Source organism: Betaproteobacteria bacterium, from assembly GCA_009377585.1.
Lineage (GTDB): Bacteria > Pseudomonadota > Gammaproteobacteria > Burkholderiales > WYBJ01 > WYBJ01.
The window spans coordinates 59,495-86,059 of record WHTS01000007.1 but is presented as its reverse complement, the minus strand read 5'-3'; the positions used below and the strand labels follow the sequence as shown (position 1 = coordinate 86,059).

Annotated in this window: 22 protein-coding genes; 6 read left to right on the top strand and 16 right to left on the bottom strand. The window is 66.9% G+C overall.

The annotated features are described in order from the left end of the window. Nucleotides 1–212: 212 nt before the first annotated feature. From GEV05_04345 to GEV05_04325, 5 genes are all read right to left on the bottom strand, one after another. Nucleotides 213–521 (bottom strand): hypothetical protein, encoded by a 309-nt coding sequence (locus GEV05_04345; GenBank protein MPZ42630.1) that lies wholly within the window; start codon nucleotides 519–521, stop codon nucleotides 213–215. Beyond that, nucleotides 518–1,864 carry an acyclic terpene utilization AtuA family protein gene (locus GEV05_04340; GenBank protein MPZ42629.1) on the bottom strand — a complete coding sequence of 449 codons (1,347 nt, stop codon included), beginning with the start codon at nucleotides 1,862–1,864 and terminating at the stop codon, nucleotides 518–520. The genes GEV05_04345 and GEV05_04340 overlap by 4 nt, the downstream gene beginning before the upstream one ends. Nucleotides 1,865–1,875: 11 nt before the next feature. Beyond that, on the bottom strand, nucleotides 1,876–2,298 hold the full coding sequence (locus GEV05_04335; protein ID MPZ42628.1) for a hypothetical protein: 423 nt from the start codon (nucleotides 2,296–2,298) through the stop codon (nucleotides 1,876–1,878). A 153-nt stretch (nucleotides 2,299–2,451) separates the two neighbouring features. Then, nucleotides 2,452–3,495 (bottom strand): tripartite tricarboxylate transporter substrate binding protein, encoded by a 1,044-nt coding sequence (locus tag GEV05_04330; GenBank protein ID MPZ42627.1) that lies wholly within the window; start codon nucleotides 3,493–3,495, stop codon nucleotides 2,452–2,454. Further along, nucleotides 3,443–4,864: an amidohydrolase family protein gene (locus tag GEV05_04325; protein ID MPZ42626.1), complete on the bottom strand. Its 1,422-nt coding sequence runs from the start codon at nucleotides 4,862–4,864 to the stop codon at nucleotides 3,443–3,445. Before GEV05_04325 ends, GEV05_04330 begins: the two co-directional genes overlap by 53 nt. Before the next feature lie 253 nt (nucleotides 4,865–5,117). Here GEV05_04325 and GEV05_04320 point away from each other — a divergent pair, with 253 nt between their 5' ends. Then, nucleotides 5,118–6,707: a glucan biosynthesis protein D gene (locus GEV05_04320; protein MPZ42625.1), complete on the top strand. Its 1,590-nt coding sequence runs from the start codon at nucleotides 5,118–5,120 to the stop codon at nucleotides 6,705–6,707. Between the two features lie 6 nt (nucleotides 6,708–6,713). Here the strand turns inward: GEV05_04320 and mdoH are convergent, their stop codons facing one another. From mdoH to cofH, 3 genes are all read right to left on the bottom strand, one after another. Continuing rightward, entirely contained in the window at nucleotides 6,714–9,056 is a 2,343-nt protein-coding gene (gene mdoH / locus GEV05_04315; GenBank protein MPZ42624.1) for a glucans biosynthesis glucosyltransferase MdoH, read from the bottom strand. A gap of 32 nt (nucleotides 9,057–9,088) precedes the next feature. Then, the gene (mdoG, locus tag GEV05_04310; protein ID MPZ42623.1) at nucleotides 9,089–10,645 is read right to left on the bottom strand and encodes a glucans biosynthesis protein MdoG; all 1,557 of its coding nucleotides are present in this window, start codon (nucleotides 10,643–10,645) and stop codon (nucleotides 9,089–9,091) included. A 216-nt stretch (nucleotides 10,646–10,861) separates the two neighbouring features. After that, nucleotides 10,862–13,270, bottom strand: coding sequence for a 7,8-didemethyl-8-hydroxy-5-deazariboflavin synthase subunit CofH (gene cofH / locus GEV05_04305; protein ID MPZ42622.1), 2,409 nt, complete (start codon nucleotides 13,268–13,270; stop codon nucleotides 10,862–10,864). Nucleotides 13,271–13,499: 229 nt separating this feature from the next. Between cofH and GEV05_04300 the strand changes: the two genes are divergently transcribed. Together GEV05_04300 and GEV05_04295 are read left to right on the top strand one after the other, a co-directional pair. Further along, nucleotides 13,500–14,318, top strand: coding sequence for an NAD-dependent epimerase/dehydratase family protein (locus GEV05_04300; protein MPZ42621.1), 819 nt, complete (start codon nucleotides 13,500–13,502; stop codon nucleotides 14,316–14,318). Nucleotides 14,319–14,320: 2 nt separating this feature from the next. Beyond that, a complete protein-coding gene (locus GEV05_04295) occupies nucleotides 14,321–14,698 on the top strand; it encodes a CBS domain-containing protein (protein ID MPZ42620.1) in 378 nt (125 codons plus the stop codon). A 6-nt stretch (nucleotides 14,699–14,704) separates the two neighbouring features. On the opposite strand, the gene GEV05_04290 is transcribed toward GEV05_04295, so the two are convergent. The 7 genes from GEV05_04290 to GEV05_04260 all read right to left on the bottom strand — a co-directional run bounded on the left by GEV05_04290 (nucleotide 14,705) and on the right by GEV05_04260 (nucleotide 23,378). Next, nucleotides 14,705–15,181 carry a hypothetical protein gene (locus GEV05_04290; GenBank protein ID MPZ42619.1) on the bottom strand — a complete coding sequence of 159 codons (477 nt, stop codon included), beginning with the start codon at nucleotides 15,179–15,181 and terminating at the stop codon, nucleotides 14,705–14,707. Further along, nucleotides 14,937–15,665, bottom strand: coding sequence for a hypothetical protein (locus GEV05_04285; protein ID MPZ42618.1), 729 nt, complete (start codon nucleotides 15,663–15,665; stop codon nucleotides 14,937–14,939). The genes GEV05_04290 and GEV05_04285 overlap by 245 nt, the downstream gene beginning before the upstream one ends. 154 nt (nucleotides 15,666–15,819) lie before the next feature. Further along, nucleotides 15,820–16,218, bottom strand: coding sequence for a hypothetical protein (locus GEV05_04280; GenBank protein ID MPZ42617.1), 399 nt, complete (start codon nucleotides 16,216–16,218; stop codon nucleotides 15,820–15,822). Further along, nucleotides 16,149–16,568, bottom strand: a complete 420-nt coding sequence (locus GEV05_04275; GenBank protein MPZ42616.1) for a hypothetical protein — start codon at nucleotides 16,566–16,568, stop codon at nucleotides 16,149–16,151. Before GEV05_04275 ends, GEV05_04280 begins: the two co-directional genes overlap by 70 nt. Before the next feature lie 201 nt (nucleotides 16,569–16,769). Continuing rightward, nucleotides 16,770–20,171, bottom strand: a complete 3,402-nt coding sequence (locus GEV05_04270; protein MPZ42615.1) for an AAA family ATPase — start codon at nucleotides 20,169–20,171, stop codon at nucleotides 16,770–16,772. Then, nucleotides 20,120–22,951, bottom strand: coding sequence for a hypothetical protein (locus GEV05_04265; protein ID MPZ42614.1), 2,832 nt, complete (start codon nucleotides 22,949–22,951; stop codon nucleotides 20,120–20,122). Before GEV05_04265 ends, GEV05_04270 begins: the two co-directional genes overlap by 52 nt. Before the next feature lie 100 nt (nucleotides 22,952–23,051). Further along, a complete protein-coding gene (locus tag GEV05_04260; protein MPZ42613.1) occupies nucleotides 23,052–23,378 on the bottom strand; it encodes a DUF3470 domain-containing protein in 327 nt (108 codons plus the stop codon). 188 nt (nucleotides 23,379–23,566) lie between these two features. On the opposite strand from GEV05_04260, the gene trxA reads away from it, so the two are divergent. The 3 genes from trxA (at nucleotide 23,567) to rpmE (ending at nucleotide 25,714) form a co-directional block, all read left to right on the top strand. Then, nucleotides 23,567–23,893 carry a thioredoxin TrxA gene (trxA, locus tag GEV05_04255; protein ID MPZ42612.1) on the top strand — a complete coding sequence of 109 codons (327 nt, stop codon included), beginning with the start codon at nucleotides 23,567–23,569 and terminating at the stop codon, nucleotides 23,891–23,893. A 145-nt stretch (nucleotides 23,894–24,038) separates the two neighbouring features. Continuing rightward, nucleotides 24,039–25,298, top strand: coding sequence for a transcription termination factor Rho (locus tag GEV05_04250; GenBank protein ID MPZ42611.1), 1,260 nt, complete (start codon nucleotides 24,039–24,041; stop codon nucleotides 25,296–25,298). A gap of 197 nt (nucleotides 25,299–25,495) precedes the next feature. Beyond that, entirely contained in the window at nucleotides 25,496–25,714 is a 219-nt protein-coding gene (rpmE, locus tag GEV05_04245; protein MPZ42610.1) for a 50S ribosomal protein L31, read from the top strand. 51 nt (nucleotides 25,715–25,765) lie between these two features. Here rpmE and GEV05_04240 read toward each other — a convergent pair whose 3' ends face one another. Further along, nucleotides 25,766–26,329: a UPF0016 domain-containing protein gene (locus GEV05_04240; protein MPZ42609.1), complete on the bottom strand. Its 564-nt coding sequence runs from the start codon at nucleotides 26,327–26,329 to the stop codon at nucleotides 25,766–25,768. Nucleotides 26,330–26,565: the final 236 nt, after the last annotated feature.

Here is a 26,565-nt window from a genome sequence, read left to right as displayed (position 1 = left end):
TATCCCCTCCTCTCCCGAGAGTGAAGCCGGGGTTTCGAAGGATGGCTCGGAAGCCGGGCCGTCCGACGGAGCGGACGGCCGTCGCGCGGCGCAAGTGTGCGCAGGCACACTTCGCGAATTCCCGCGCGACCCTGCGCACATCCGAGCCGGCAAACGCCCGATGCGCTGCATCGCATCGGGCCACGTGGCGCGCAGCGCCGGGGTGGTGTGGTTCAGCCGAGCTCGATGTCGAGCATGAGGTACGAAAGGCTCTTGCCGTGCGCATCCTGCGCGAGCGAGATGGTCACACCACCCCCGAGCGCATTCTCGATGACGAAATTGAGCGCCCGCAGCTTCGGCAGCTCGTAGCGGGTGACCGGCCCCTGCGCGATATGCGAATAGGCAGCCATCACCCGTTCGACGCTGAGCTGATCACGCAGGATGTTCCAGGCACGCTCGTCGTAGGCGATGACCGAGACGTTGGACGTGTTGCCCTTGTCGCCGGCACGGGCGTGACCGAGCTCATAGACTTTCGCGCTCATCGCCCGCCCTCGACGATTACTTCGGTGCGCACCAGCTCGCGCGGCAGCAGCAGCGATTTCACGCCCAACACTTCGCGCAGCGCGTTGGAGCCGCCCCCACCCCCGGAAGGACCGTTGACGTGCAAGGTGCGCACTTCGAACCCGACCGCTTGCGCCGCCTTGCGATCGGGGCTGCGCGCGGCGATGCGAAGGCGCACTTCGTACGGTTGCGGGCGTCCTGCGCCCATGCCGTGCAGGCTCGACATGCCGATGTAGTCGACCCGTATCTCGGGATAGCGGAACCCGCGCAGCTCGAGGCGCTCGCGCACGATGCGCTCGGCCAGCTGCGCGCGCGCCAGCGCATTCGGCCCGGCATAACCGACTTCGCCCTCGCCGATCCAGCCGTCGTGGTAGCCGACCACGACCTTGTAGCTCGGCGTGCGCGGCCGGGCGCGGGCGCCGTGCACGCGCACGCGATCGCTTCCGATCTGCGCGAAGCTCACGCCGGTCACATCCAGGACGCAATCGGGCGTGATGTAGCGCGCGGGATCGTGCATCTCGTAGAGCACCTGCTCCTTGCAGGTCATCTCGTCGAGGCGCCCGCCCGAGCCTTCCACCTTGCCGAGCACGAGATCGCCTTTGCGGCTCACGTCGGCGAACGGAAAGCCGATGCGCGCCATGTCGGCGACATCCTTGCGTCCGGGATCGGCGAAGCAGCCACCGGTCAACTGTGCGGCGCACTCCATCATGTGCCCCGCGATCGTTCCGACCGCCAGACGATCGTAATCCTCATAGTCCCAGCCCAGCCCGTGCAGCATGCAGGCGAGAAACAGGGAAGGGTCCGAGACGCGTCCGGTCATGACCACCGGTGCGCCGGTCTCGAGCGCGTCGCGTACGACGTCCGCGCCGAGGTAGGCATTGGCCGCGGCCATGCGCGGCAGCAGGCTCTCGACCGGCTCGCCGCTTTCGATGAGCGGCAACTCCGGATGGGCGCGGATCTGCTCGCTCACGTCGTCGCCCAGCACCACGGCGACCGGGACCTCGGCAAGACCGAGCGCGCGCGCTTCCCGCTGCACCGCGCGGGCGGCGCCGATCGGGTTGGCCGCACCCATGTTGGTGACGATGCGGATGCCGTTGCGAATGCACGCCGGCAGTACCGCCTGGAATCGCTCCGCGAGATAAGGCGTGTAGCCCTTTTCGGGATCCTTCAGTCGCGTCAGATTCTCGCGCGCGATGGTGCGCTCGGCGAGGCACTCGAAGGCGATGTAATCGCATTGGCCGCGCTCGGCCATTTCCTGCGCCGGGTCGATGCGGTCGTCGGAGAAGCCGGCGCCGCAGCCGACACGAATGGTGCTCTTGCTCATGCGTGTGTTATCTACACCGGCATCGGCTGCCGCGCCACCAGCGCCAGCCAGCCGCGGACGATGCGGTAGAGCACCCACAGGCCCACGATCACCGCCATCACCCACGCCAGCGGCAGGCCGATGATCGTCACCACCAGCACGATCGCGATCAGCGACCACAGCAGCGCGTACCAGAAGGTGCGGATCTGCCAGCCGAAATGCGAATCCAGAAACGTGCCGCGCACGTCGCCGCGCTTCACGTAGTTGATGATGACCGCGATGATCGACGGCCAGCCGGTGAGAAAAGCGGTAACGACGAACACGCTGCCGGCCAGCCCCGTGAGCGCGCTGAACGCGTGCAGCGCATAGATCACATGAGTGAGCGTGATCAAACCCTGGCGGGGAGCGGCAACGCCGGTGCGAGCATCGATGATCTCGGGCAAGTCAGCCTCCATTATTGACGATCCGGAAATTGGCTGACGGGCCACTTTCCGCGCCCCTCTCCCTCCGGGAGAGGGCTGGGGGGGAGTGAAGTCGTCAGCACGACGCAAAATTTTCCCTCACCCTAGGTTCCTCTCCCGAAGGGGGAGGGAAGACAAGCATACCCCTTAGTTCTGCGGCGGGATGTTCGCCTCGCGAATGACCTTCGTCCAGCGCGCCACTTCCTGCGCCACGAAGGCTTGCGCTTGCGCGGGTGTCGTCGGCCTCACTTCGGCGCCGAGCGCGAGCAGCTTGTCCTTCGCCTCGGGACGCTTCAACGCCTCGTGCACCGTATCGTTGAGCCGCTGCGCGAGCGGCGCGGGGAGCTTTGCGGGCGTGGCCACCGCGTACCAGCCGAGCACGTCGAAATCGGGCACGACGGTCTCGGCGATGGTCGGTACAGCGGGCCAGAGGACGAAGCGCTGCTTGGTGGTGACCGCAAGCGCGCGCAGCCTGCCGCTCTCCACATGCTGTGCCACGCCGGCTGCGGTGGTGAAGATGAGCGGTACCTCGCCCGCGAGCAACGCCGTGGGCGCGGCGGTGCCGCCCTTGTACGGCACGTGATTGAACCGAATTCCGGCGCGCGCCTGGAACAACACGGCGGCCAGATGCATGCCGGTGCCGGTTCCGCCCGTGCCGTAATCGATCCGTCCCGGCTCGGCCTTCGCATTCTGCACCAGTTCCTGGATGTTCTTCGCGGGCAGCCTGGACGATGCGATCAACACGAACGGATTGGCCGCGACCATCGAGATGAGCGCGAAGTTCCCGACCGGATTGTAGGGGAGCGATCGGTACAGGCCGGGCGAGGTGGCATGGCCCGAGGCCATCAGGAACAGCGTGTATCCATCGGGCTCGCTCTTCGCCACGATGCCGGCGCCGGTGGTGCCGCCCGCGCCGGGCCGGCCGTCGACAATGACCGGCTGGCCGAGTGTCTCGGCCATGCGAGCCGCGAGCAGCCGCGCGGTGATGTCGACGCTTCCGCCTGGAGGAAATCCGTGCACGAAGCGGATCGGCCGGTTCGGCCAGCGATCCGCTGCACCAGCGCAAAACGCCATACCGGCCAGCGCCATACCGGCCAGCAGGACAACGGTCTTTTCGATCGCGCGCATTGGGCTTGCCCTAGACGATGTAACGCTCGGGCAGCGGCCCTTGCGGGAACGGCGCATAGGCATAGCCGGCGTCGCACATCAGGTGCGAGCGCGATTCCAGCGCCTGGGTACGCATCTCTTGCAACTGGGATTGCGGGTACACGAGCTTGCCGTCGCGCTTGAGGAACCGGCCTGCGACCATGACCGCATCCACATCCGCAGCTTCAGCATTCATGACGACGGCGTGCACCGGGTCGCCGCCGGGGAGGATCGGGAAAAGGTTCATGCCGCGGGTATCGAACATCGTCAGATCGGCCTGCTTGCCCGGGGTGATGGAGCCGATCTTGCGGTCGAGCCGCATCGCTTTCGCCCCGCCGATCGTGGCCCAGTAGAGCGCATCGCGTGTGCGGGTGGCGTGATGGGTCTTGGCGGGCCATTGGCCGGCCGCGTTCAAGGCTCGATTGTCGTGCTCGCGCTGGTGCTGGAAGGCGTGGCGCATGACCCACAGCATGGAGCTGTTGAAGTACGGATCGCAGTCGCTGCCGATCGAGGGCGTCATGCCGAGCTTGAGCGCACGCCCGATCATCGCCGGCTGCTCGTAGTTAAGCATTTCGGTGAGGCAGGTGGCAGTGATCGTGCAACCCGCATCGAGCACGATCTTCAGCTCCTCGTCGTCGAAGCAATTGCCGTGGGCGATGTTGTGGTCCGGCCCGAGCAGACCTTCACGTGCGAGCCGCGGCATGCCGTCCTCCACCTTGCGCTTGCCCTTGCGGCCATAGGTATGCGCGGAGTTGATGAGGCCGTATTCGCGCGCGAGACGGATATCGTGCACGGCCACGTCGTATTCGCCCCAGTCCGGGCCCAGGATCGCCATCGCCAGCGTGACGAGCCGGTCATCGGAAGCGAGCCGGCCGCTGCGCAAGCGATGGATCTCCTCGCGCGGGAACGGGATCTTGTAGAACGGCGTCTCGCCCGGACGCTCGGGCGGCTTGTTGGTGCCGCGGCCGAACACGGCGCGGATGCCCGACGCTTCCAGTCCATCGATCGCGGCGTCGGTCATCTCGGCATCGCGCAGGATGTGGCACCAGTCGAAGATCGTGGTCGCACCGTGATGGATCTGGTTCAGCGCGCCCAGCAAGTTACCGACGTAGACGTCCCGGGAGGTATAGTGCGTCGCCATGCCGCGGTGCATGTTGGCGTGATAGTCGCGGCTTCCGACCCAGTCGGAGCCGATGCCGCGCAGCTGGAACTCCCAGGTGTGGATGTGCGCGTTGACGAGCCCCGGAATGACAATCCAATGGCTGCCGTCTACGCGTGCCGCATCGCCGGCGGCGATGTTGCGTTCGATCGCCGCGATCTTCTCGCCTTCGATGAGGATGTCGGCGCCGGACAGATCGCCCAGGTCGGGATCGACCGTCACCACGGTCGCGTTCTTGATGAGCGTGCGGGTCATCGCTACACCTCGGAGATGCACGGCTCGAGGCGCGCCGCTGACGCGCCGATTTTTTGCCGGCGAGCCGCAAAGGTACCAGAGTCCGGCATCGCATCAAACTACGACGTGCGCCAGGAAACTCGGCGCTGGACCGCACGGCATGCATCGGTCGGGAGAACGAATTGCGTATGGCGCGGACCAATAGCGTTGGACGAGCTGGGGCAGGTGCCTTCCGGCGCGCTTTTCCGTTTCCGATCCGAGAGATTTGTTTGCCATGCACCGCCGTGACGTGCTCAAGATTATGGGGGCGGCCGCCTTTCTGCGTGCCGCAACGGTTGCGGCCGCGGGCCGCGACAGCGCTGGACAGGAATTGCGCTTTCTGGGCGAGCCGCAACCGTTCGACTATGCCGCGCTCAAGGGACGCGCGCGCTCGCTTGCCGCACAACCCTACCAGGCGCCGGCCGAGCGTCTGCCCGCCGAGGTCAAGCAGCTCGACTGGGATCAGTATCAGAGCATCCGCTTCCAGCCCGATCACGCGCTCTGGGCGGACGATCGGACGCGCTTCACCATTCGCTTCTTCCACATGGGGCTATTCTTCGAGCTGCCGGTGCGCATCCACGCGCTGCGCGAGGGGCTCGCGCGCGAGGTCGCGTATGACGCCGCGATGTTCGATCACAGCAAGAGCGGGCTCGCCGGCGTGGCGCTGCCGCCGGATCTCGGCTTTGCCGGCTTCCGCGTCCTGCATCGCAGCGACCCCGAGCGCGACATCGCCGCCTTCCTCGGCGCGAGCTACTTCCGGGCCGTCGGGGCGGAGAAGCAATACGGCCTGTCGGCGCGAGGGCTCGCGGTCGATACCGGCCTGCCGCGGCCGGAGGAATTTCCGCGCTTCACCGACTTCTGGCTGGAGCGTCCGGATCCGTCTTCGGAGCGGCTGAGCCTCTACGCGCTGCTCGATTCCCCCAGCATCAGCGGCGCATATCGATTCGATATCGTTCCTGGCGCGACCCTCCTCATGGATGTCGACGCATCGTTGTATCCGCGCAAGGAGATCGAGCGCATCGGCATCGCGCCCCTGACCAGCATGTACCTGCATGGCGAGAACGACCGGCGCGTCGCGATCGACTGGCGTCCGGAGATCCACGATTCCGACGGTCTTGCGCTCTGGACCGGCAATGGCGAGCGCATATGGCGGCCGCTGGTGAATCCGGAGCACCTCGCCTTCAACGCCTATGGCGACGAGAACCCGCGCGGCTTCGGGCTCATGCAGCGCGACCGCGATTTCGCCCACTACCAGGACGACGGCGCCTTCTACAATCGCCGGCCGAGCTTGTGGGTGGAGCCGCACGGCAGCTGGGGTAAGGGCGAAGTTTCCCTGTTGGAGATTCCGACCGCCGACGAGACCTCCGACAACATCGTCGCGTTCTGGCATCCGCAGCGCAAGCCGCAACCGGGCGAGGAAATGCTCTACAGCTATCGACTCCATTGGGGGGCTCGCACGCCGGGCACGCCGGCGATCGGCTACGTCGTCGCCACGCATACCGGCATCGGCGGCGTGGTCGGCCGCCCACGGACCTACTACTCGCGCCGCTTCGTGGTCGACTTCGCGGGCGAAGTGTTCTCGCGCCTGCCGGCCAAGGCCGAGGTCGAACCGGTCATCACCGCCTCGCGCGGCGAGGTCGAGATCACATCGGCCCGCCCGCTGCACCCCATCAAGGGCTATCGCGCAATGTTCGACCTGAAGCCCACCGACGAAAGAACCGACCCGATCAACCTGCGGCTTTGCCTGCGCTCCGGCGGAAAACCGCTCACCGAGACTTGGGCCTACCAATGGACGCCGCCGCCTGCGGATCGGCGCAAATTCTGAAGTGCGCTAAGCGGCACCGGCGAGGGGTTGACCCGCCAGCTCACGTTTGGGAAGCAATGCCGGCGAAGCGGTTTGAGTCTCGGCCTGGCGCCAGCCGGGCGAAGCCGCCTCGGAGCTTGTCACCAGGCGATGCAGCAACTCGAGCAGCCGGGCATCCTCGAGCAGCGTCATCTTGTCGCGCACGCTCAAAGCTTGCGGACCCTGCACCAGCGCATGGCGCAGCAGTGCCTCGGCCGACGCCCTCGCCTCGCCGCCGCCATGGCCATGCGGGGCCATCGCGCGAGCGCGGGCATTGGCGATCGGATCGACGATCGCGGCGATGAAGTCGATGCCCTTGGGCGCGGCCCGGGTCAGCGCCGCCGTCTGCTGGATCTCCAGCGAACCGCTCGCTTCCTCGGGCACCAGGAACAGGCGCCTGCGGCGCAGCCGGCGCCCGAGCGATGCGCGGCTCAGGATCACCGACACCGGGATGGACAGGATCAGCGCGCCCGCCACAGGCAGCAACCACCACACGTGCGAGGGATTGAGCCAGTAGACGCTGCCCACCCAGGCGATCCCGAGCAGCGTCTGGCCGCCGTGACGGCGCAACGCCTCCGACCACGTCGTCTCGACGTCCTCGCGCGGCGGGGACTTCCATTGCACCGACCGGCCCGCGAGCGCGGCGGTGACGAATTGGGTATGGAAGATCATCCGGATCGGCGCCAGCAGCGCCGAAATGATCATCTCGAAGAACACGCTTGCCGCCAGGCGCAGCACGCCGCCGTAGGCACGCACGCCGTCTTTCATCACGATCAGCATGCTCAGGACCTTCGGCAGGAACAGCAGCGAGAGCGTGGTGCTGAACAGCGCCACCGCGCGCTCCGGCCGCCACTCGGGCCATAACGGGAACAGCTGATAGGACTGCACGAAGTAGACCGGTTCGTACAGCGTATGCACCGCGAGCAACGCGGTGGACAGGATCAGCGCGACGAACCACAGCGGCGACGACACGTAGGCGAGCACGCCGGTCATGAACACCGCGCGATGCACTGTGTGCACGCCGTCCATCGCGATCAGCCGGAAGTTCATGAGGTTGCCCTGGCACCAGCGCCGGTCGCGCTTGATCTCGTCCATCAGATTGGGCGGCATCTCCTCGTAGCTGCCGGGTAGGTCGTAGGCGATCCACACGCCCCAGCCGGCGCGGCGCATGAGCGCAGCCTCGACGAAATCGTGCGAAAGGATCTCGCCCGAGAGCACGCCTCTGCCCGGCAGGCGGCGCAGCGCGCAATAGCGCATGAAGGGCGCCACGCGGATGATGGCATTGTGTCCCCAGTAGTGCGATTCGCCGAGCTGCCAGAAGTGCAGGCCCGCCGCGAATAGCGGACCGTAGACATTGGCGGCGAATTGCTGAATGCGCGCATGCAGCGTCTCCCGGCCGGCGGCGCGCGGGATGGTCTGGATGATGCCGGCGCCGGGCGAAACCTCCATCATGCCGACCAGCCGCGTCAGGCACTCGCCGGTCATGACACTGTCCGCATCGAGCACGACCATGTATCGGTAATTGCTTCCCCAGCGGCGGCAGAAATCGGCAACGTTGCCGCTCTTGCGCTTGATGCGGTGCCGCCGCCAGCGGTAGAAAACGCGGCCGAAACCATTCACCGCCCGGCACAGCTCGAGCCACGCCGCTTGTTCGGCGACGCGCTTGTCGGGATCCGCGCTGTCGCTCAGCACGAAGAAGTCGAAGTGCTGCGACTGGCCGCTGCGCTCGAGCGATTCGTAGGTCGCCCGCAGTCCCGCAAACACGCGCGGCACGTCTTCGTTGCAGATCGGCATGATCACCGCGGTACGCGCCGACGGGTCGATCGCTTTGGTCGCCCCGGCCTTGGCCGAAATCGCATAGCGATCCTTGCCGGTGAGCAGAAGAAAGAAACCGGCGAGCGCCGTCCAGAAGCCGGCGCTGACCCAGCCGAACAGGAGCGCGAACAGGATGAGGATCGCGATCTCCAACGGCTGCCTGCCCTGGTAGGGCAGCACCGTGGTCATGAAGTCGGTGGCGATCCAGGTTTGACCGATGGTCAGGAGCAGCAGGCCCATGCGGCGCACGGCGCCGTCGCGGCGCAAGCGCGCGTCCTGGGCGGGCGGGGCGGATTCGTCGGCAGCTTGCCGCGCGGGCCGGACACGCAACGCGCGTCGCATCAGGCTTTGCGGCCACGAGCTCGGCGCGATCGAAGTGCGCTTCAGCGGCGGCGTGGTCGGAATGTGCGCCGGCTCGTCGGCGCTCGGATCGAGTTGCTGCGTATCGCCGAGCGAAATTTCGCCGGCATGCCGCGCGTGCGTGCTCTCCAACGAGGACGGTGCGAGATCTTGCATCGGATTCCTTGACGCGCCCCTCGATGACCCAGCTACTCGGGAGGGACGATATAACTCCACACTTCCGACAACGGTGTACCGGCAGCGTTCAGTTGTCCGCGCAATTCCACCGCACGTTTCTCATCGATTGCGCGCACTCGCACGGTCGCACGCCAACCCCCGGTCGCTTCGTGGCGACGCAGCGTGCGCTCGACGATGTCGGCGTTGTCGTCTCCCGACACCTGCCATTGCACAGTAACCTCGGGCAGCTTGGCGGCCGGATCCGGCGCGAAGTCGATGACGAACAGCGTGCTCTTGTCCGTCGCCGCCTTGTCCTTGCGCTCGACCGGGGCCGATTGCAACCGGCGCGTTTGCACGACGCGTACCGCAGGCATCGGCAAATCCGGTTCCCGTCCCCAGGTCAGCTCGTACTCCAGGTCCAGCGGCCGCTTCGGCGCCGGCTGCTTGGCGGGAATCCAGTAGGCGACGATGTTGTCGTTGGTTTCGTCGGGGCTGGGAATCTGCACCAGCTCGACGCGACCGGCGCCCCACTTTCCCTTCGGTTCCACCCAGGCGCTGGGGCGCAGGTCGTAGCGCGCATCCAGATCCTCGTAGGCGCGAAAGTCACGGTCGCGCTGCAGCAGGCCGAATCCGAGCGGTTCGGTGAGCGCGTACGACGTAATGAGGAGCCGGCGCGGGTTCTGCAACGGGCGCCAGATCCATTCGCCGCTGGAAGAGCGGATGGAAATCCCGTCGGAGTCGTGTACCTCCGGGCGCAGCGTGGGGCCAGGCGCCGGTTGGTTCTCGCCGTAGAAAAACATGCTGGTGAGCGGCGCGATGCCGAGCTTGGCCACGTTCTCGCGCAAATAGATTCGCGCCCGCACATCCATGCGGGTCGGCGCGCCGGGCCGCAGGACGAAGCGGAAAGCGCCGGTCACGCGGCGCGAATCGAGCAGCGCGAAGATGATCAGCGCGCGATCGTCGGGCGACGGACGATTGATCCAGAACTCCACGAAGCGCGGAAACTCCTCCCCCGAAGCTTCCCCGGTATCGATCGCCAGGCCGCGCGCCGACAAGCCGTAGCGCAGCCCCTGCGCCACCGTTCGAAAGTAGCTCGCGCCAAGGAACACCATGACTTCGTCCTTGCGTGCGCGGTCGTTCAAGGGGTAATGCACGCGAAACCCGGCAAAGCCGAGCTCGCCCGCCTTGAGCTGCGGCAGCTTCAAGGGCCCATAGTCGAACTGGTCGGGGTTGAAGACGAGCCGGCGAGTGCCGTCGGTAGACAATTCTTGCACCCTGACCGGCTCGTTGAAGTTGGTGCCGAGATGCACGAAGCTCACTTCGAACGGAATGTTGGCCCGATGCCACAAGTTGCGTTCGGGCTTGTAGCGGATCTGCTGGAACTGGGCGAAGGTCAGCTTGCGCAGCTCGTCCGGAATCGTCGCGGTGCGTGGCCGGTAAGGTCGACCGGCAAGCTCGCCCGCGATCTGGATCACGTCGCCGAAGTCGAAAGCATTCGCTGGCCAGGCAACGACGGCCGTCGCGACCGCTAAAACAAAGGCAGTCCAATGGGAAGAAAGGCGGGAAAGGCGTGAACGCGCGGTTCCGATGCGTTGCTCCCTCGGGATGGGATCTAGCTGGGATCTAGCAGGGCGAACGCGACCAGCTTCGGAGCGTGCGTGCGTCGCGAAGCGCGCGGTTGCACGCGCCGTGCCTGGGGCTGCAAGAAATCTCGTGGGCTATTGGCTCGGCGTTGCCGGCGATCCGACGGTCCCGGCTGCGGGCCTGGGCAATGGCAAACGGCGCGTCCGGCGCTTGCTCATGGCTCATCCTTGCGTCGAAGGGTGCGCGAGCTGACGCGTCCGACCACCGGCTTGGCCCGCCGCGTCGGCGGCGGACCCGATTGGAAGCAGGGGTCGCGCCCGGTAGGCCGCTTCGCTACGTTCGGCCGGCGCTGCGGCGTAGCGGGTGGTGCGCTGTGCGGGCGTGCGACCGAGCGAGCGGATCAGCGCATCCATCTGTTGCGGTGAAAACTCCTGGCCGTGCTGGGTGCCGGCGGCGCGCGAGATACTCTCGTTCATCAATGTGCCGCCCAGATCGTTAGCGCCCGCCGCGAGGCAGGCCGCCGCCCCGGCTGCGCCCATCTTCACCCACGACACCTGAATATTGCGGATGAGCGGGTGCAACGCCAGGCGGGCGACCGCATGCATGAGCATGGCCTCCCGGTAGGTGGGACCGGGTCGCGCGCGGCCCTTGCGATAGATAGGCGCTTCCATGGCGACGAAGGGCAGCGGCACGAACTCGCTGATGCCGCCCGTGCGACTCTGCAGGTCGCGCAGATGCAGGAGGTGGCGGGCCCAGTGGATCGGCCGGTCGACATGGCCGAACATGATGGTCGACGTGGTCGGCAAAGCGCAGCCATGCGCGGCCTCGACCACTTCCAGCCACTGGTGCGTGTCGAGCTTGTCGGGACACAGCACCGCGCGCACCTCGTCATCGAGGATCTCGGCCGCGGTGCCGGGCAGGGAGCCGAGCCCGGCGTCGCGCAGCCGGTTCAGGTAGGCGGCGAGCCCGAGCCCCAGGGTGGCTGCGCCGTGCGCGATCTCGAGCGGAGAGAAGGCGTGCACGTGCATGGCGGGTACGGCGCGCTTGACCGTATCGAGCAATGCCAGGTAGGTATCGCCGCTGTAGCTCGGATGAATCCCGCCTTGCATGCAGACCTCGGTAGCGCCGCGCTCCCAGGCTTCGCGCGCACGGCGGTCGATCTCGGCGAGCGGCAGGTCGTACGCCGGGCCGCGCAGTCCGCGTGCAGGCGTGCCCTTGGAAAACGCGCAGAAGTTGCACCGGTACTGGCAGACGTTGGTGTAGTTGATGTTGCGATTGACCACGTAGGTGACGGTATCGCCGACGGCTGCCCGGCGCAGCGCGTCGGCGGCGTTGCACACGCGCTCGAATTCCTCGTCGCGCGCCGCGAACAAGCGCACGATGGCATTCGCATCCAGGCGCTCGCCCGCGCTGGCCTGGTCCAGAATGCGCCCGATGTCCTCGGCGCCGCCCGAGCGCGAAAGAGCGCGCGCAGGGCTCGGCAAAGGTACCGACGCGATGCCGGGCTGCCACGGGTCGGTGCGGGCGTAGCCCTCGCTGTCGAGCAGCTGCAGCACCTCGCGCTGCAAGCCGGCGTCGAGCCAGCGCTGCGGCGCGCATGCGTATTCGGGATAGATGGCGAGCCGCTCCACCAGCACCGAGCCTTCCCCGACGCAGGTGCGGGCGAGCGCCTCGATCGCCGGCCACGGCGCCTCGGGATTGACGTGATCGATCGTAACCGGCGAGATGCCGCCGAAATCGTTGCTGCCGGCCGCGATCAGCGCCGCATGGGCGTTCGCGGACAGGTTCGGCGGCGCCTGGATGTTCATGTCGGGCCCGAGCAGCAGGCGCGCGACCGCGATGGTCCAGAGCAAATCCTCGAGCTCGGGCTCGGGTGCCTGCGCCATGCGCGTTCCCGGCTTCGCACGGAAGTTCTGGATGATGACTTCCTGGATGTGACCATAGCGGCTGTGCACGGCAGCGATCGCCTGCAGCGCCTCGATGCGCTCGGTGCGCATCTCGCCGATGCCGATCAGAATGCCGGTCGTGGTCGCAACCGCAGCCTCGCCGGCCGCGCGCAACGCTTCGAGCCGCACCTGCGGCGCCTTGTCCGGCGAGCCGTGATGCGGCCCGCCCGGCGCGCACAGCCGTTCGGACGCCGACTCCAGCATCAGGCCCTGCGACACCGACACGCGGCGCAGGCGCGCGATGTCTTCGGCGCTCAGCACCCCGGCATTGACGTGCGGCAGAAGCCCGGTTTCACGCAGGACGCGCTCGCACATGGCCTCCAGGTAGCGGGTGGTCGACTCGTATCCCAATTCCGCCAACTCGCGCCGAGCCGCCCCATAGCGCAACTCGGGCTTGTCGCCGAGCGTGAACAGCGCTTCCTTGCATCCGGCCTGCGCGCCGGCGCGCGCGATGGCGATCACTTCCTCGGGCGTCAGGTAGGCGCGGTGCAGATGGCGCGGCGCCGTGGCGAAGGTGCAGTAGTGACAGCTGTCGCGGCAGAGGCGCGTGAGCGGGATGAAGACCTTGCGCGAATACGAAACGCGCCGGCCATGGTGGCGCAGGGTTGCCGCGCGTGCCTGCGTCATGAGCTCCGGCAACTGCCGGTGCGCGAATTCGTCCGCTATCCCGTGGGAGATGTCCATAAGCCTTGCGTAGCTGGGTATGCGTGCTGCAGAGACTCCAGCCGGGAGGGATCACCCGGCGTTGGTCGATCGAGCTCACCGCCTGGCCATTATACGGGCGGCGCCGCATGTGTTCGGTTGTTCCGCGAGGCGGTCGCCGCAACGGAGCGCAACCAGGTGCCGCCTGCTCGATTGACGCAACCTCGGGGCCTCGTCAAGATGCCGCGTTCAACCCACCCACGGGAGCGCCATGAAAACGATCCTCATGACCGGCGCAGCCGGGCGCATCGGCACCTTTCTGCGCCCGGAGCTGCGCGGCAATTACCGGCTGCGGCTGTCGGACATCACGCCCGTCACCAACCTCGCAGAGAACGAGACCTTCGTCGCCGGCGACATCTCGCGCATGGAAGACGCGCTGGCGATCACCCAGGGTGTGGATGCGGTGGTGCATTTCGGCGGTCAATCCGGCGAGCACGACTGGGAGCACATCCTGAACGCGAACATCGTCGGTTTCTACAACACGATCGAAGCCGCGCGCCGCAACGGCGTCAAGCGTTTCCTCGTGGCCACCTCCAATCATGCGGTCGGGTTCTATCGCTGCGACCAGACCATCGATCACACCGTCTACCCCAAGCCCGACAGCCGCTACGGCGTCTCCAAGGTTTTCAATGAAGCGCTGGCGAGCCTCTACGCCAACCGCTACGGCATGCAGATTTTCTGCATGCGCATCGGCAACGTGAACCACGCCCCGATCGACCGGCGCCGGCTCGCGATCTGGATCAGCGGGCGCGACATGGCGCAGCTCGTGACCATCGGCATCGAACATCCCGACCTGCAGTTCGAGATCGTGTACGGTATCTCCGACAACGCGCGCGCCTGGTTCGACAATCGCAACGCCCATCGGCTGGGGTATCGGCCGCAGGACGCCTCCGAGCCCTACGCCGAGGACGTCATGCGGCGCGATCCGCCGCCGGGCACGGCGCCGGCCGACATCTATCAGGGCGGAGGACATTGCATGGCCGAAGGCGGCACGCGCAGCGCGCTCGCCGTCGAGCCCGGCTCGAAGTAGCGGTGGGCGTGATCGACGGGCAACGGCGCCTGCTCGGGCTGGTCACCACCTACGACATCCTGGGCGAAAAACCGATGCGCTTCGTCGAGGCCCACGGCGTGCGGCACGAGGAGATCATCGTCCAGGATGTCATGACCCCTGGAGACAAGCTGGAAGCGCTCGATTTCGGCGATGTGCGCGCGGCGAAAGTCGGGCACGTGGTGGCCACGCTGCGCCAGAGCGGGCGCCGGCATGCGCTGGTAACCGACCCCGACGGGCGCATCCGCGGCATCTTTTCCGCCACGCAGATCGCCCGTAGCCTCGGCGTCAACCCGCAGTCGGTCAACCCGGCCGAAATCGCGCAGACGTTTTCCGAGATCGAAGCGCTGCTCGCGCGCTAGGCTGCGCTACCGCGCGGCCAGGCCGGCCGCTTTCGCGACCTTGGCCCATTTCGCGATCTCCGCGCGCAGGCTTTGCGCGAACTGCTGCGGTGTGCTGACCAGCGGGTCCAGGCCCGAGGCCTGCATCGCAGCGCGCATCTTCGGGTTGCGAACGCTCTCGGCAATGGTGGCATGGATGCGCTGCACGATCGCCGGCGGGGTTGCGGCCGGCGCCAGGATGCCGGTCCAGGACGAGGCCTCATAGCCCGGGACGCCGCCTTCGGCGATGGTGGGCACGTTCGGCAACGTGCTGGCGCGCTTTGCCGTGGTCACGCCGAGCGGGCGCAGGCGGCCGTTTTTCACCAGCGGAATCGCCGCGTTGATCGGCACGAAAGTCATCGCGCCCTCGCCGCCCACCACCGCGGTGAGCGCCGGCGCCGCCCCCTTGTACGGCACGTGCAGGATGTCGGTCTTGGTCAGCATCGAGAACAGCACGAACGCCATGTGGTTCGATGTCCCGCGACCGGCGGGAGGCGTCGACGAGCGAGCCCGGCTGGCGCCGGGCCAGCTCGATCAGCTCGCGCACCGAGCGCGCCGGCACCGAGGGGTGCACCACCAGCACGTTGGGCGTGATGGTGAGCTGAGTCACGGGGGCGAGATCCTTCAGCACGTCGTAGGAAAGGTTCTTGTACAGGCTCGGACTGATCGCCAATGCGGTCGTACCGACGAGCAAGGTATAGCCGTCGGGCGCCGCGCGCACCACGGATTCCGCGCCGATGTTGCCTCCGGCGCCAGGGCGATTGAGCACGACCACCGGCTGGCTCCACAGCTGCGTCATCCGCTGCGCGAGCAGCCGCGCCATGTGGTCGGTTGCACCGCCGGCCGAAAAAGCCACCACCATGCTGACGCCGCGTTCGGGATAGCCTCCAGCGAGCGCGGGTGTAACGCCGGCGATGGTTGCGAGAGCTCCTGCGATGCATAGGCGCATGATTTCCTCCTCCAATGAGTAATCGTGTGCCTACAGGATAGCGCGCAGCGGCTGCGCCTCGTCGGCCGCGTTCAGCGCGGCAAGCGCCGCGCGATCGATCTCCGGGCCGAGTCGTCGCCCGGCATGACAATGATATTCACCGGCGCCGCCGCGATTACTTGATGACGATGTTGCGTTCCTTCACGAGCTTCATCCAGCGCGCGTAGTCGTCGCGGATGCGCTTGCCGAACGCTTCCGGCGCGCCGCCGGTGGCTTGCATGCCTTCGCGGTCGAGGCTGGTCTTGACATCTTCCATCTTGAGGATCTGATTGATCGCGCCGTTGAGGCGGTCGATGGCCGGTTGCGGCGTTCCTTTGGGCGCCATCAAGCCGAACCACAGCACCACGTCGAAGCCCGGATAGGTTTCCGCGATGGCGGGAACGTCGGGCATCGAATACCAGCGCTTCGGCGTCGTGACGCCGAGCGCACGCAGCTTGCCGGATTTCACGTGCGGCGAGACCGGCAGCAGGCTGCCGACGATGATCGGCACCTGACCCGAAAGAATGTCGGCCATGCCGGCGCCGGTGCTCTTGTGGCGGAGAAGCTCCCCGACATGATCATGACGGTGTACCCGTCGGGCGTAGCTCTCGCGGTCTGCTCCATGCCGATCAGCCCGGCCGCGCCACCACGGTTGTCGACCACGAACTGTTGCCCGAGCACCTCGGTAAGCTTGGCGGAGAAGCGGCGGGCGCTGATGTCGCTGCCGCCGCCCGGCGCGAACGGAACGATCACGCGCACGATCTTCGAGGGATACTGCTGCGCGTACGCTGATGCACCGATGGCCACGGCTGCGGCTGCGGCTGCCACGGCGGCATACGATGCAATACAAAATCGGGACTTCGACGACATTACGGTCTCCTGCATGGCATGGATGGAAAACGGGCCCGTACGTTACCCGTAAACGAAATTGTTTGCACTGGTTTTCTGTCGAGCCCGACATACCCTTACGGGTTTGCACACTAGTCTTCTGTCGAACCTGACTTACCCGTACGGTATTGCGCGGGGGCAAAGCCAGTTGCTACCCGAGGATAAAGCGCCTTCCGGCCGCGGAACCTGGGGACGCCATCAAGGCGGCTGCGTCGTGCCCGACTCATCGATCGGAATGCGCGAGCCGTCGGCGAACAGCACCAGGCCGAACACCGGCTTGGTGGGAAACACCGAGCGCAGAACCGCGCAGTAGCTCTGCACCTGGGCCCGGTACTCGGCCTCGAGCGCAGCCCCCGCAATCGCGGCGCGGCTCCCGGTCTTGTAGTCCAGCACCCAGACTTCGCCGTCGAGCTCGACCATGCGGTCCACCCGGCGCAATTCGCCGCTGGCGGTGATGATCGGCCACTCGTCGAGCGCGCGCTGGTAGCGGCTGGGATCGAACAGTCTGGCGAGCTCGGGGTCCGCCATCAATCGGCGTGCCTGCTCCCACATCGGTTCGACCTGGGCAAGCGGCAATCCGAGGCGCTGGGCCAGCTCGACTGCATTGGCTTGCGCACCGCTCGTCGCATGCTGCATGACGAGATGAAAGGCGACGCCATAGCGCTGGCCCGGCGAGGCGAGCGTATCGCGCCGGCGCCCGACCGGCTGCGGCGGATCGCTTGCCGCAGCCGCGGCCGGCGCCGGCGCCGAGACCTGCCGCTCGGGCGGCACGCCGCCGGCTGCCAGCTCGTCGCCATGACAGACGGCCATCTCGGCCCGGTCGGCGCATCCGGCTGCGGCGACGACCGCGGAGCGGACGCGTCCATACCAGGAGCCGGCAACGCCGCGCACCTCGCAGCCGCTCACAAAAAGCGCCTGGCGCGCGCGCGTCATCGCGACATAAAGCAGGTTCAATTCCTCCCGCTCGGCGTAGCGGGCTTCGGCCTCGAGCTGCCGGCGCTGCGCGCGGCTGCGTTCGGCACTACGCGTCGAGAGCGAAAAAGCGAGCGGCGCGCACTGCCCCGGTTCCCATTGCGCCAGCACATCGAAGCCGCGCTCCGCGGGTCGCACGGCGGCCGTGTCCAGCAGCCACACGAGCGGCGCTTCCAGCCCCTTTGCGCCGTGCACCGTCATGATCCGGATCGCGTCGGACCCGCACGCGACAGCGCCCTCGTCGGGCGCTTCGTCGGCCGGCGCTCCGAGCAGGTCGCGCAGCTCGGCGAGAAAGCGCGGCAGGCTCGGGTAGCGACCCGAATCCACGTCGAGCGCGCGTTGAATAAAGGCATTCAAATTAGCTACAACGGCAGCGCGCATGGCAACAGGCACCGAAGCCTGGTAGCGGCGCATCACGTCGCCTTCGAAATAGATGCGGTCGAGCGTGTCGTGCACCGGCAAACGGTCCGCCCAGTCCAGCCAGCGGGCGAGGAGCTCACGCGCGCGGCGCAATCGCGCATCGGGCGCCGCGTCGGTCAGGCGCTCCAGGCGTTCCCACCAGGCGTTCCCGGAGGCCTGCGCGATCCGCATCAGGTCCTCGTCGCTGCAGCCGAATATCGGGCTCCGAAGCGCGTGCGCGAGGGCGAGATCGTCGAACGGCGAGACCAGGAATTCCAGCAGCGCCATGAGATCGGCCGCCTCCAGGGTATCGAGCAATCCGCCCTGGCGCGAGGTGACGAACGGCATGCCTGCATGGCGCAAGGCACGCTCGTAGATCTGCAGGTGTGTGCGCCGGCGCACGAGAATCATCACATCGCCATAGCGCACCGAGCGCGTGCGGCTGCGATCCGGTGCATCGGCGATGGACCAGCGTCCGACGATCTCGGCCAGGCGCGTCACCAGCATGCGGGCCTCGCGCTCGCGCCTCGTGTCTTCGGCCACTTCGCGCGCCGATCGCAGCGGATCGCGCAACCCTGCGACCGCAGCCACGGGAACCGGCTCGGCTTGGCGAGCGAGCGGCAAGACTTCGACCCTGCCCGGCAGCGTCGGGTCATGCGCGCGATGCGGCATGAAATCCGCATACGCCGGCTCGCGCTGGAACAGGCGGTTTGCCACGTCGAGCACGGGCTGGGCGCAGCGGCGCGATTCGTCGTGCGAGTGCACGGCTGCGCCGTGGCTGCGCCTCAGCCACTCGCGCGCCGCCTCGAACAGGCGCGCATCAGCGCGGCGGAAGCGAAAGATCGCCTGCTTCGGGTCGCCTACCAGGAACACCCCCGGCGTCGAATCGGCCTGCGCCGCCGCGTCGAACCAGGCTTCCAGGGCAAGCCACTGCAGCGGGTTGGTGTCCTGGAACTCGTCGAGCAGGATGTGGCGATAGCGGCTGTCGAGCTTGAAGTGCATCGTCACCGCATGGTCTTCGCGCACGAGCAGCTCGTAGGCGAGCCACTCGATGTCGGCGAAGTCGACCACCTGCCGGTCCTGCTTGAGCCCCTGGTAGTGCTCGAGCAAGGCGCTGCCTGCGACCAGCCCGGCTGCGTTGGCGCGATAGCTTGCCTGATCGGCGCTGGCTGCGAGCGCTTCGAGGGCGCGGTCGGCGAGCCGCTCGCACAGCTCGAGGTAGCGCGCTTCGCCCGCACCGCCGAGCCGACCGGCCTGCGCAGCGGCTACCTTCTTTACGCGGCGTTCGTTCCTCTCCGTGAGCAATGCCCGGCACAGGGCGGCAAAAGCCGCCTCGTGATCGCCGTGTTCAAGACCGGCCGCCAACCGTTCAGCGCACGATTGCTCATGCTTGGTATTGCGCGCAAGCAACCCGCACAGTTCGCGCACCTCGGCGAGGAACTTGCTCTGTGCGAAGAGCGCGGCGATGACATCGGTTCCCGCGGGAAATCCAAGCTCCGCCGCCTGCCGAGCCAATGCGCGCTCGGTCGCATCCGCGTCCCGGCCGGCATATGCCCACCAGTCGGCGCGGTGCTGCACGAAGCGCTCGAGCAGGAGACGGGTGGGGTACAGGCCGTAGCGCTCGAACAGGAAGTCGAGCGCCCGGGCCGCCTTGCTGTCCGATTGGCGGCGGCAAGCTTCCTCGAACAGTGTCCAGGCTTCCGCCAGCAACGCCGACGTCCGCTCGATCAGCGACACGTTGCCGATCGCAGCCGCCTCCAGCGGGGCGCTGCGCAGCAACTGCAGGAACCAGCTATGAAAGGTCGCGATGGTGAGCGGCGGTTGTGCGATCAGCACCCGCTCGTATAGTGCGCGCCCGCGTACGAGCGCCGCATCGATCTCGGCTCCCGGCACTGCGCGGCTCGCCAGGAACGCACGTACCGAAGCGTCACTGGCCGTGGCGAGAAAGCGCAGCCACTGATGCAGCCGGTCGGCCATTTCCTGCGCCGCCTGGCGGGTGAAGGTGATCGCGAGAATCTCTCCCGGCTCGATGCCGGCGAGCAGCAACCGCAGCACGCGCGATACCAGCAACCAGGTCTTGCCGCTACCGGCGCAGGCTTCGACCACCACGCTGTGCGCTGGATCGAGCGCGGAAGCTTCGAGCGCGGAAGGATCGAGCGCGCTAGTGCGGGTGTCGCTCACGACCAATGCCTGCGCCGGCACAAGCCGTGCATCTCGCAATACGCGCACACCGCCTCGATGCCTTGGGCGGGCAGCGGCGCACCGTCGCTGATGCGATCCACGAGCTCCGTCAGGCGGCTGCGCACCTCGGCGGCATGAAGCGCCACGTCGTGCTCCAGCGCGACCGGCTCCACTTCCTCCAGGTCCATCGCGAGGTACAACGCCTCGGATACCGGTTCGTCCCAAAGCAAAGCGTACACCGGCAACTGCACGTCCTCGCCGGCACTTGCGAGCTCCGCCGCCAGCTTGGTGCGCGCCCGGGTCTTGTAGTCGACCACGGCTACGGCGCCGTCGGCGCGCACGTCGACCCGATCGATGCGCCCGCGCAAGGAGAAGGTTCTGCCGGCGGGCGTGTGAATCGTCACGCTGCGGTCGGCCTCGCCGGCGTGGAATCGCCAGCCCTGCGCTTCCCGCTCGCGCTGCCACGCGACGTAGCGGGGGATCAGTGCGCGCCAGCGCGCGAGCCAGGCCCTGGCGATGTAGTTCTGCGCGATCTCGTCGGCGAATACCGCATCCGAAAGCGCCCGCAACGCGCCCTCGGCAGCCTCGGGCCCGAGCTCGAGCAGACAGGGGTGAGCGCGGTGGAACCGGGTCAGGATCTCGTGCACGAGCGTGCCGTAATCGCGCTTCTCCAGCTCTTCCTGCACTTCGTCGCTCTCGCGCAGGCCCAGCGCATAGCGGGCGTAGAAACGATAAGGACACGCCAGCAGCGTGTTGTAGCTGCTCGCACTGATGGCTTGCGGAACACGGGAAGCAGGAACGCGCGGTGCGGGCGGCGTGGCCGGCCCAAGCGCCGCGTCCTGCCCAAGCGCCGCGTCCTGCCCAAGCGCCGCGTCCTCCCGATCGAGCCACCGGTGCGGCTCGATCGGCTGCGCCGGGCCTGCATCGTCGAGCGGGTCCGCCCACGCCAGCTCGTGCAGCGCGCGCAGCCGTTCGAACAGCGGCGAGATCAGATTGGGCTCTCCGGCAACGGTGCGTTGCCACGTCACGAGCGTTTCGCCGCTGCGCGCGAGCAGGCCGATCAGCAGATCCTGCACGTCGCGGACATGCGCTTCCAGGCCGGGCAAGCCGAGATCGCGCCGCACGCGCTGGTTGAAGAACATGCCCGCCGCGCTGCTGCCCGGCAGCCGGCTCGCATCCGCGCCCAGGATCAGCGTCGCATCGAAGCTGCGCAGGCGGGTCGCCTCGAGCGACGTGAACACCACCGGACTGTCGATGCTCGAATCCCGAAACGCGGCCGCTTCCAGCCGCCGCGCCAGCCAGCGCCGGAACTCGCGAAAGTCCACGGCGATGCGATCGCCGGCAAGCTCGGCTGCGAGCGTGTCGATCAGTTCCAGTACTTGAACGCCCGCGGCATCGGCCGCGAACCCGCGCTGCACGCCGATCTCTCTCAAGCTCGAACGTAGGGCCACGAGCCAGCCGGAGAGGCTCTTGCGGCGCATGCGGGCAAGCGCCTGTGCACCGCGCTGGAGGCGCAGCAGCATCTGTCTCGCTGCGCCGTCGCCGCTTCGCTCCGCGAGCTCGAGATAGCGCTCTAGGCCTGCCCGAATGCTGGCGCGGCGCAACGCCTGCTCGAAGCGCCAGACGGTGCGCTGGCGCTGCGGGCGTGGCCAATCCGCGAACGCAAACGGCGACTTGAGCAGGTCGAGCAGATCGCGGTGATGGCAGTCGTTGGTCGCGAGATCGAGCCAGCGTCCGACCGCGGTTGCCGCGCTCGTGGTGGACAGCGGCCAGCCCGCTTCGTCGCGCACCAGCACCTGCGCGCGTTCGAGCAGCGCCCGAGCGCGTCGCGCCACCACGCGATCGAGCGCGACCACCGCTATGCTGCTGCGACCGCCGCGCAGCCAGCCGCGCACGCTGGCGGCGATGATCTGCGCCTCCTGCTCGGCTTCGGTGGCGCCACAGAAACGCACGCGGCCGCCGAGCCCCGATTCGGGGCTCATTTGCCGCAAGGCTTGGGCACGATCGCCCAGGGCTGCAACGACGACCTCGGGCCAGGCCGCGCGCAGCGTGCGTTCGAACGCTCCGAGCGACTGCTCCGCGGTTTCCTCGACGATGCGAACGACCGGCACCCGCTCGGCGCAGCGCTGCAGAAACTGGGTTTCGGCCGGCGCAAGCTGCGCCAGACCGAGCGCATAGATAGGATCGATCACCTCGCGGCCGAGTATACCGAGCCGAAGCTGATACGCCGCCTCCACATGGCTTGCGTCCGCGTCCAGCGCATGCCACAGCTCGTGCACCAGGCGCGCCTCGAAGGCGAACCTGGCGCCTGCGCGGGCCTCGTAAGCCTGCTCCAGCCGCCGCGCGAAATCTTCCGCGGATGCGGGCAAGCCGACATGCCAACGGGTCAGCTCGTCGAACAGCACGGAGAGCTCCGCGGCGACCGACCACAAATCCTGATCCTGGAACCAGCGCCGCTCGGCGAGCGCATGGTAGATCGCCGCCTCGCGGGCCGAGGCGGGCATCGGGTGTATCGCCGCCTCACGGGCAGAGGCGGCGAGTGGGTAGATCGCCGCCTTGCGGGTAGAGGCGGCGAGTGCCGGCCGGCCGAGTGGCACCTCGGAGGCCCACTGGCGCAGGCTGGTCAGGCGCGGGAGCAGCGCCGCAGCGCCGACGCGCGCGTGCAGCGCCCGTGCGAACGCCGGCGCCGCGTGCAAATCCGGGAGCAGCACCGTGATGCGCGAAAGATCGCGGCCTTGCGCGACGTCCCGGACGATGTGCCGGCACGCTGCCGAAAGCAGGCAGGGAGCGGGGTACGTGGAAATGATGACCGCGCCGGGCGTCGCCATATTCAGCGCTTCACAGCGGCAAGGTCATCGGGTGGTTCGAGGGGACGCCATGCGCCCGGGCTGCCGAGGCTGCAGCGAACTGGCCCGGCAGGGCGGGACGCTAACCTTTGTCGAGCAGGTCGCGCTTGTCCTTGACCTTCGTCCACTCGTCGGCGTCCGACGGCGCAGGCTTCTTCTCGATGATCGGCGGCCAGGCCTTGGCCAGCTCGGCGTTGATCTGGATGAAAGCCCGCTGGTTTTCCGGCACGTCGTCTTCGGCGTAGATGGCCTCGACCGGGCATTCCGCGACGCACAACGTGCAATCGATGCACTCATCCGGGTCGATCGCCAGGAAATTGGGGCCTTCGCGGAAGCAATCGACCGGGCAGACATCCACGCAATCGGTATACTTGCACTTGATGCAAGACTCGGTAACGACGTAAGTCATGAGAAAAACTCGGTGTTGCGGCGCAATCGGAGAATTCTAACAGATGGGTCGCGCTCACCAAGGCTGGAGCCGTATTTCTTCCCACCCTGGCCGAATTTGGGTAGCATAGGAATCGGACCGCGCCGAATCGACTACCGAATAGCGGCCCGCAGCATCGCATTCATCCCTGGTCACCCCCTGGTCCATCCATGAGCGAACATGTCCTTCACGTCAGCGACGAGACGTTCGACGCAGAAGTTTTGAAATCCGGCACCCCCGTGCTGGTGGATTTCTGGGCGGAATGGTGCGGCCCGTGCAAGATGATCGCACCCACGCTCGACGAGATCGCCAAGGAATATTCGGGCCGGCTCAAAGTCGCCAAGGTCAACGTCGACCAGAGCCAGGCAATCCCGCCGAAGTACGGCATTCGGGGCATCCCGACCCTGATCCTGTTCAAGAACGGCAACGCCGAAGCCACCAAGGTGGGCGCAGTATCGAAGTCCCAGCTCACCGCGTTCATTGACAGCAATATCTGAACCGGCTAGTCTTTCCCGAAACAAGTCGGAAGTCTCTCCCGCTGCCATCCCGCGGGCCCTCGTGCTTCCAGACGAAATCCCTGCTGCGCCAACACCTCGATCCGAATCCTCGTCTCCCGAGGGGACGACTCCCAGGCTCCCGTCTATGCATTTGTCCGAGTTGAAGAACCTCCACGTGGGCGAACTCGTGGATATGGCCGTCAAGAACGAGATCGACGGCGCGAACCGCATGCGCAAGCAGGATCTCATCTTCGCGCTGCTGAAGAATCACGCGCGCAAGGGTGAAACGATCCATGGCGGCGGCACCCTCGAAGTGCTCCCGGACGGCTTCGGCTTCCTGCGATCGCCCGATACTTCGTACCTCGCGGGCACCGACGACATCTACGTCAGCCCGTCGCAGATCCGGCGTTTCAATCTGCATACCGGGGATACGATCGAGGGCGAGATTCGCACCCCCAAGGACGGCGAGCGCTACTTCGCGCTGGTGAAGGTCGACAAGGTCAATTCCGAGCCGCCCGAGAACGCCAAGCACAAGATCCTGTTCGAGAACCTCACGCCCCTCCACCCCACCGACCATCTCAAGCTCGAGCGCGACATCAAGGCGGAGGAGAACCTGACCGGCCGCATCATCGATATCATCGCGCCGGTCGGCAAAGGCCAGCGTGGCCTCATCGTCTCGCCGCCCAAGGCGGGCAAGACCGTGATGCTGCAGCACATCGCGCACTCGATCACGGCGAATCACCCCGAGGTGATGCTGATCGTGCTGCTAATCGACGAGCGCCCGGAGGAAGTGACCGAGATGCAGCGCTCGGTGAAGGGCGAGGTGGTCTCCTCGACCTTCGACGAGCCGGCAACGCGGCACGTGCAGGTGGCCGAGATGGTGATCGAGAAGGCAAAGCGCCTGGTCGAGCATCGCAAGGACGTCGTCATCCTGCTCGATTCCATCACCCGGCTTGCTCGCGCCTATAACACCGTCGTTCCCGCCTCCGGCAAGGTGCTGACCGGCGGCGTCGATGCCAATGCGCTGCAGCGCCCGAAACGGTTCTTCGGCGCCGCCCGCAACATCGAGGAAGGCGGCTCGCTCACGATCATCGCCACCGCGCTCATCGATACCGGTTCGCGCATGGACGACGTGATCTACGAGGAATTCAAGGGCACCGGCAACATGGAAATCCACCTCGACCGGCGCATGCACGAGAAGCGGATCTTCCCCGCCATCAACGTCAACCGCTCCGGCACGCGGCGCGAGGAGCTCCTGCTCAAGCCCGAAATCCTCACCAAGGTCTGGGTGCTGCGCAAGCTCCTCTACCCGATGGACGAGCTGGAAGCGGCCGAATTCCTGATCGACAAGGTCAGGGCCACCAAGACCAATGGGGACTTCTTCGATTCGATGAAGCGAGGTTAGCAAAACACCTCGCCGTGGGCCGCGCGCCACTTCTTCGGCTCGATGAAGCAAGGATTGCTGCCAAACCCCCGGCTTGATCTTTCCGCCGATGCCCCGATATGGCGGTTTCCTAAGCCACGGGTAGGCTTTGACAATTGCGCATAAGGCCATCTGTCGCAGATAATTGACGATTACTGGCACAAGCCCTGGAGCACGCCATGAAGGAAAAAGGTCATCCGAAGTATTCGGATATCGCCGTCACCTGCAGTTGCGGCAATACGTTCACCACGCGCTCGACCATGGGGCGGGCGTTGCATGTCGAGGTCTGCTCGGCGTGCCACCCGTTCTACACCGGCAAGCAGAAGATCGTCGATACCGCGGGGCGCGTGGAGCGCTTCAAGCAGAAATATGCCCGCACGGGAGCCAAGGCGGCCTGATTCGCGCCTGCGTAGGCTCGGAAAAAAGCAGCGTCGGCTGCTTTTTTCTTTTCAGGCGACCGGGGCGACGACAGCCGCCACCCCCACTATGGCGAAGATCGCGGCGGCCAGCCAGCGTATGTATTTCATCGGGCAAAGCCGGATCACCCGCTCGCCAAGCAGGACGGCGGGAACGTTGGCGCACATCATGCCGAGCGTCGTGCCGACCAGCACCCAGTAGAGATCGCCATAGCGTGCAGCCAACGCCACGGTGGCTACCTGCGTCTTGTCTCCCATCTCGGCCAGGAAGAAAGCCAGGAGCGAAGTGGCAAACACGCCCAGCCTGGCGCTGGCGTGGACCTCGCCGTCCATTCGATCCGGCCATAGCGCCCACACGGCGATGGCGCTGAACGAGATCCCGAGCAGCCAGCGCAGTCCTTGCGATCCGAGCTCCGCGGCGATCCGGTCGCCGATCCAGGCGGCGAGCGCATGGTTGGCGATCGTGGCGAGCAGGATGGCGGCGATGATCGGCAGCGGCCGCCGGTAGCGGGCCGCAAGCAGCAACGAAAGCAGTTGGGTTTTGTCGCCGATCTCGGCAACCGCGACGACGGCAGTCGAAGTGAGCAAGGCGGGCACCGGGGTAACCTCGTGTGGGGACGGGCGCAGAACCGTTGGCACGACGAGCCCCGCCCGATCCCTCAAGCGGCCCGTCGATGCCAAAGGTCTCGCCAGGCGTCACACGCCGGATACGCCATGACCTTGCGGCCAAGTGTGTTGACGCATCCACCCGCGCATTCACCTGCTCGAACCGCGGGTCGGCTACTCCCCGATGACGGCTGTAATTCTAATCGTGAACGCGGACGCGCGAAAGC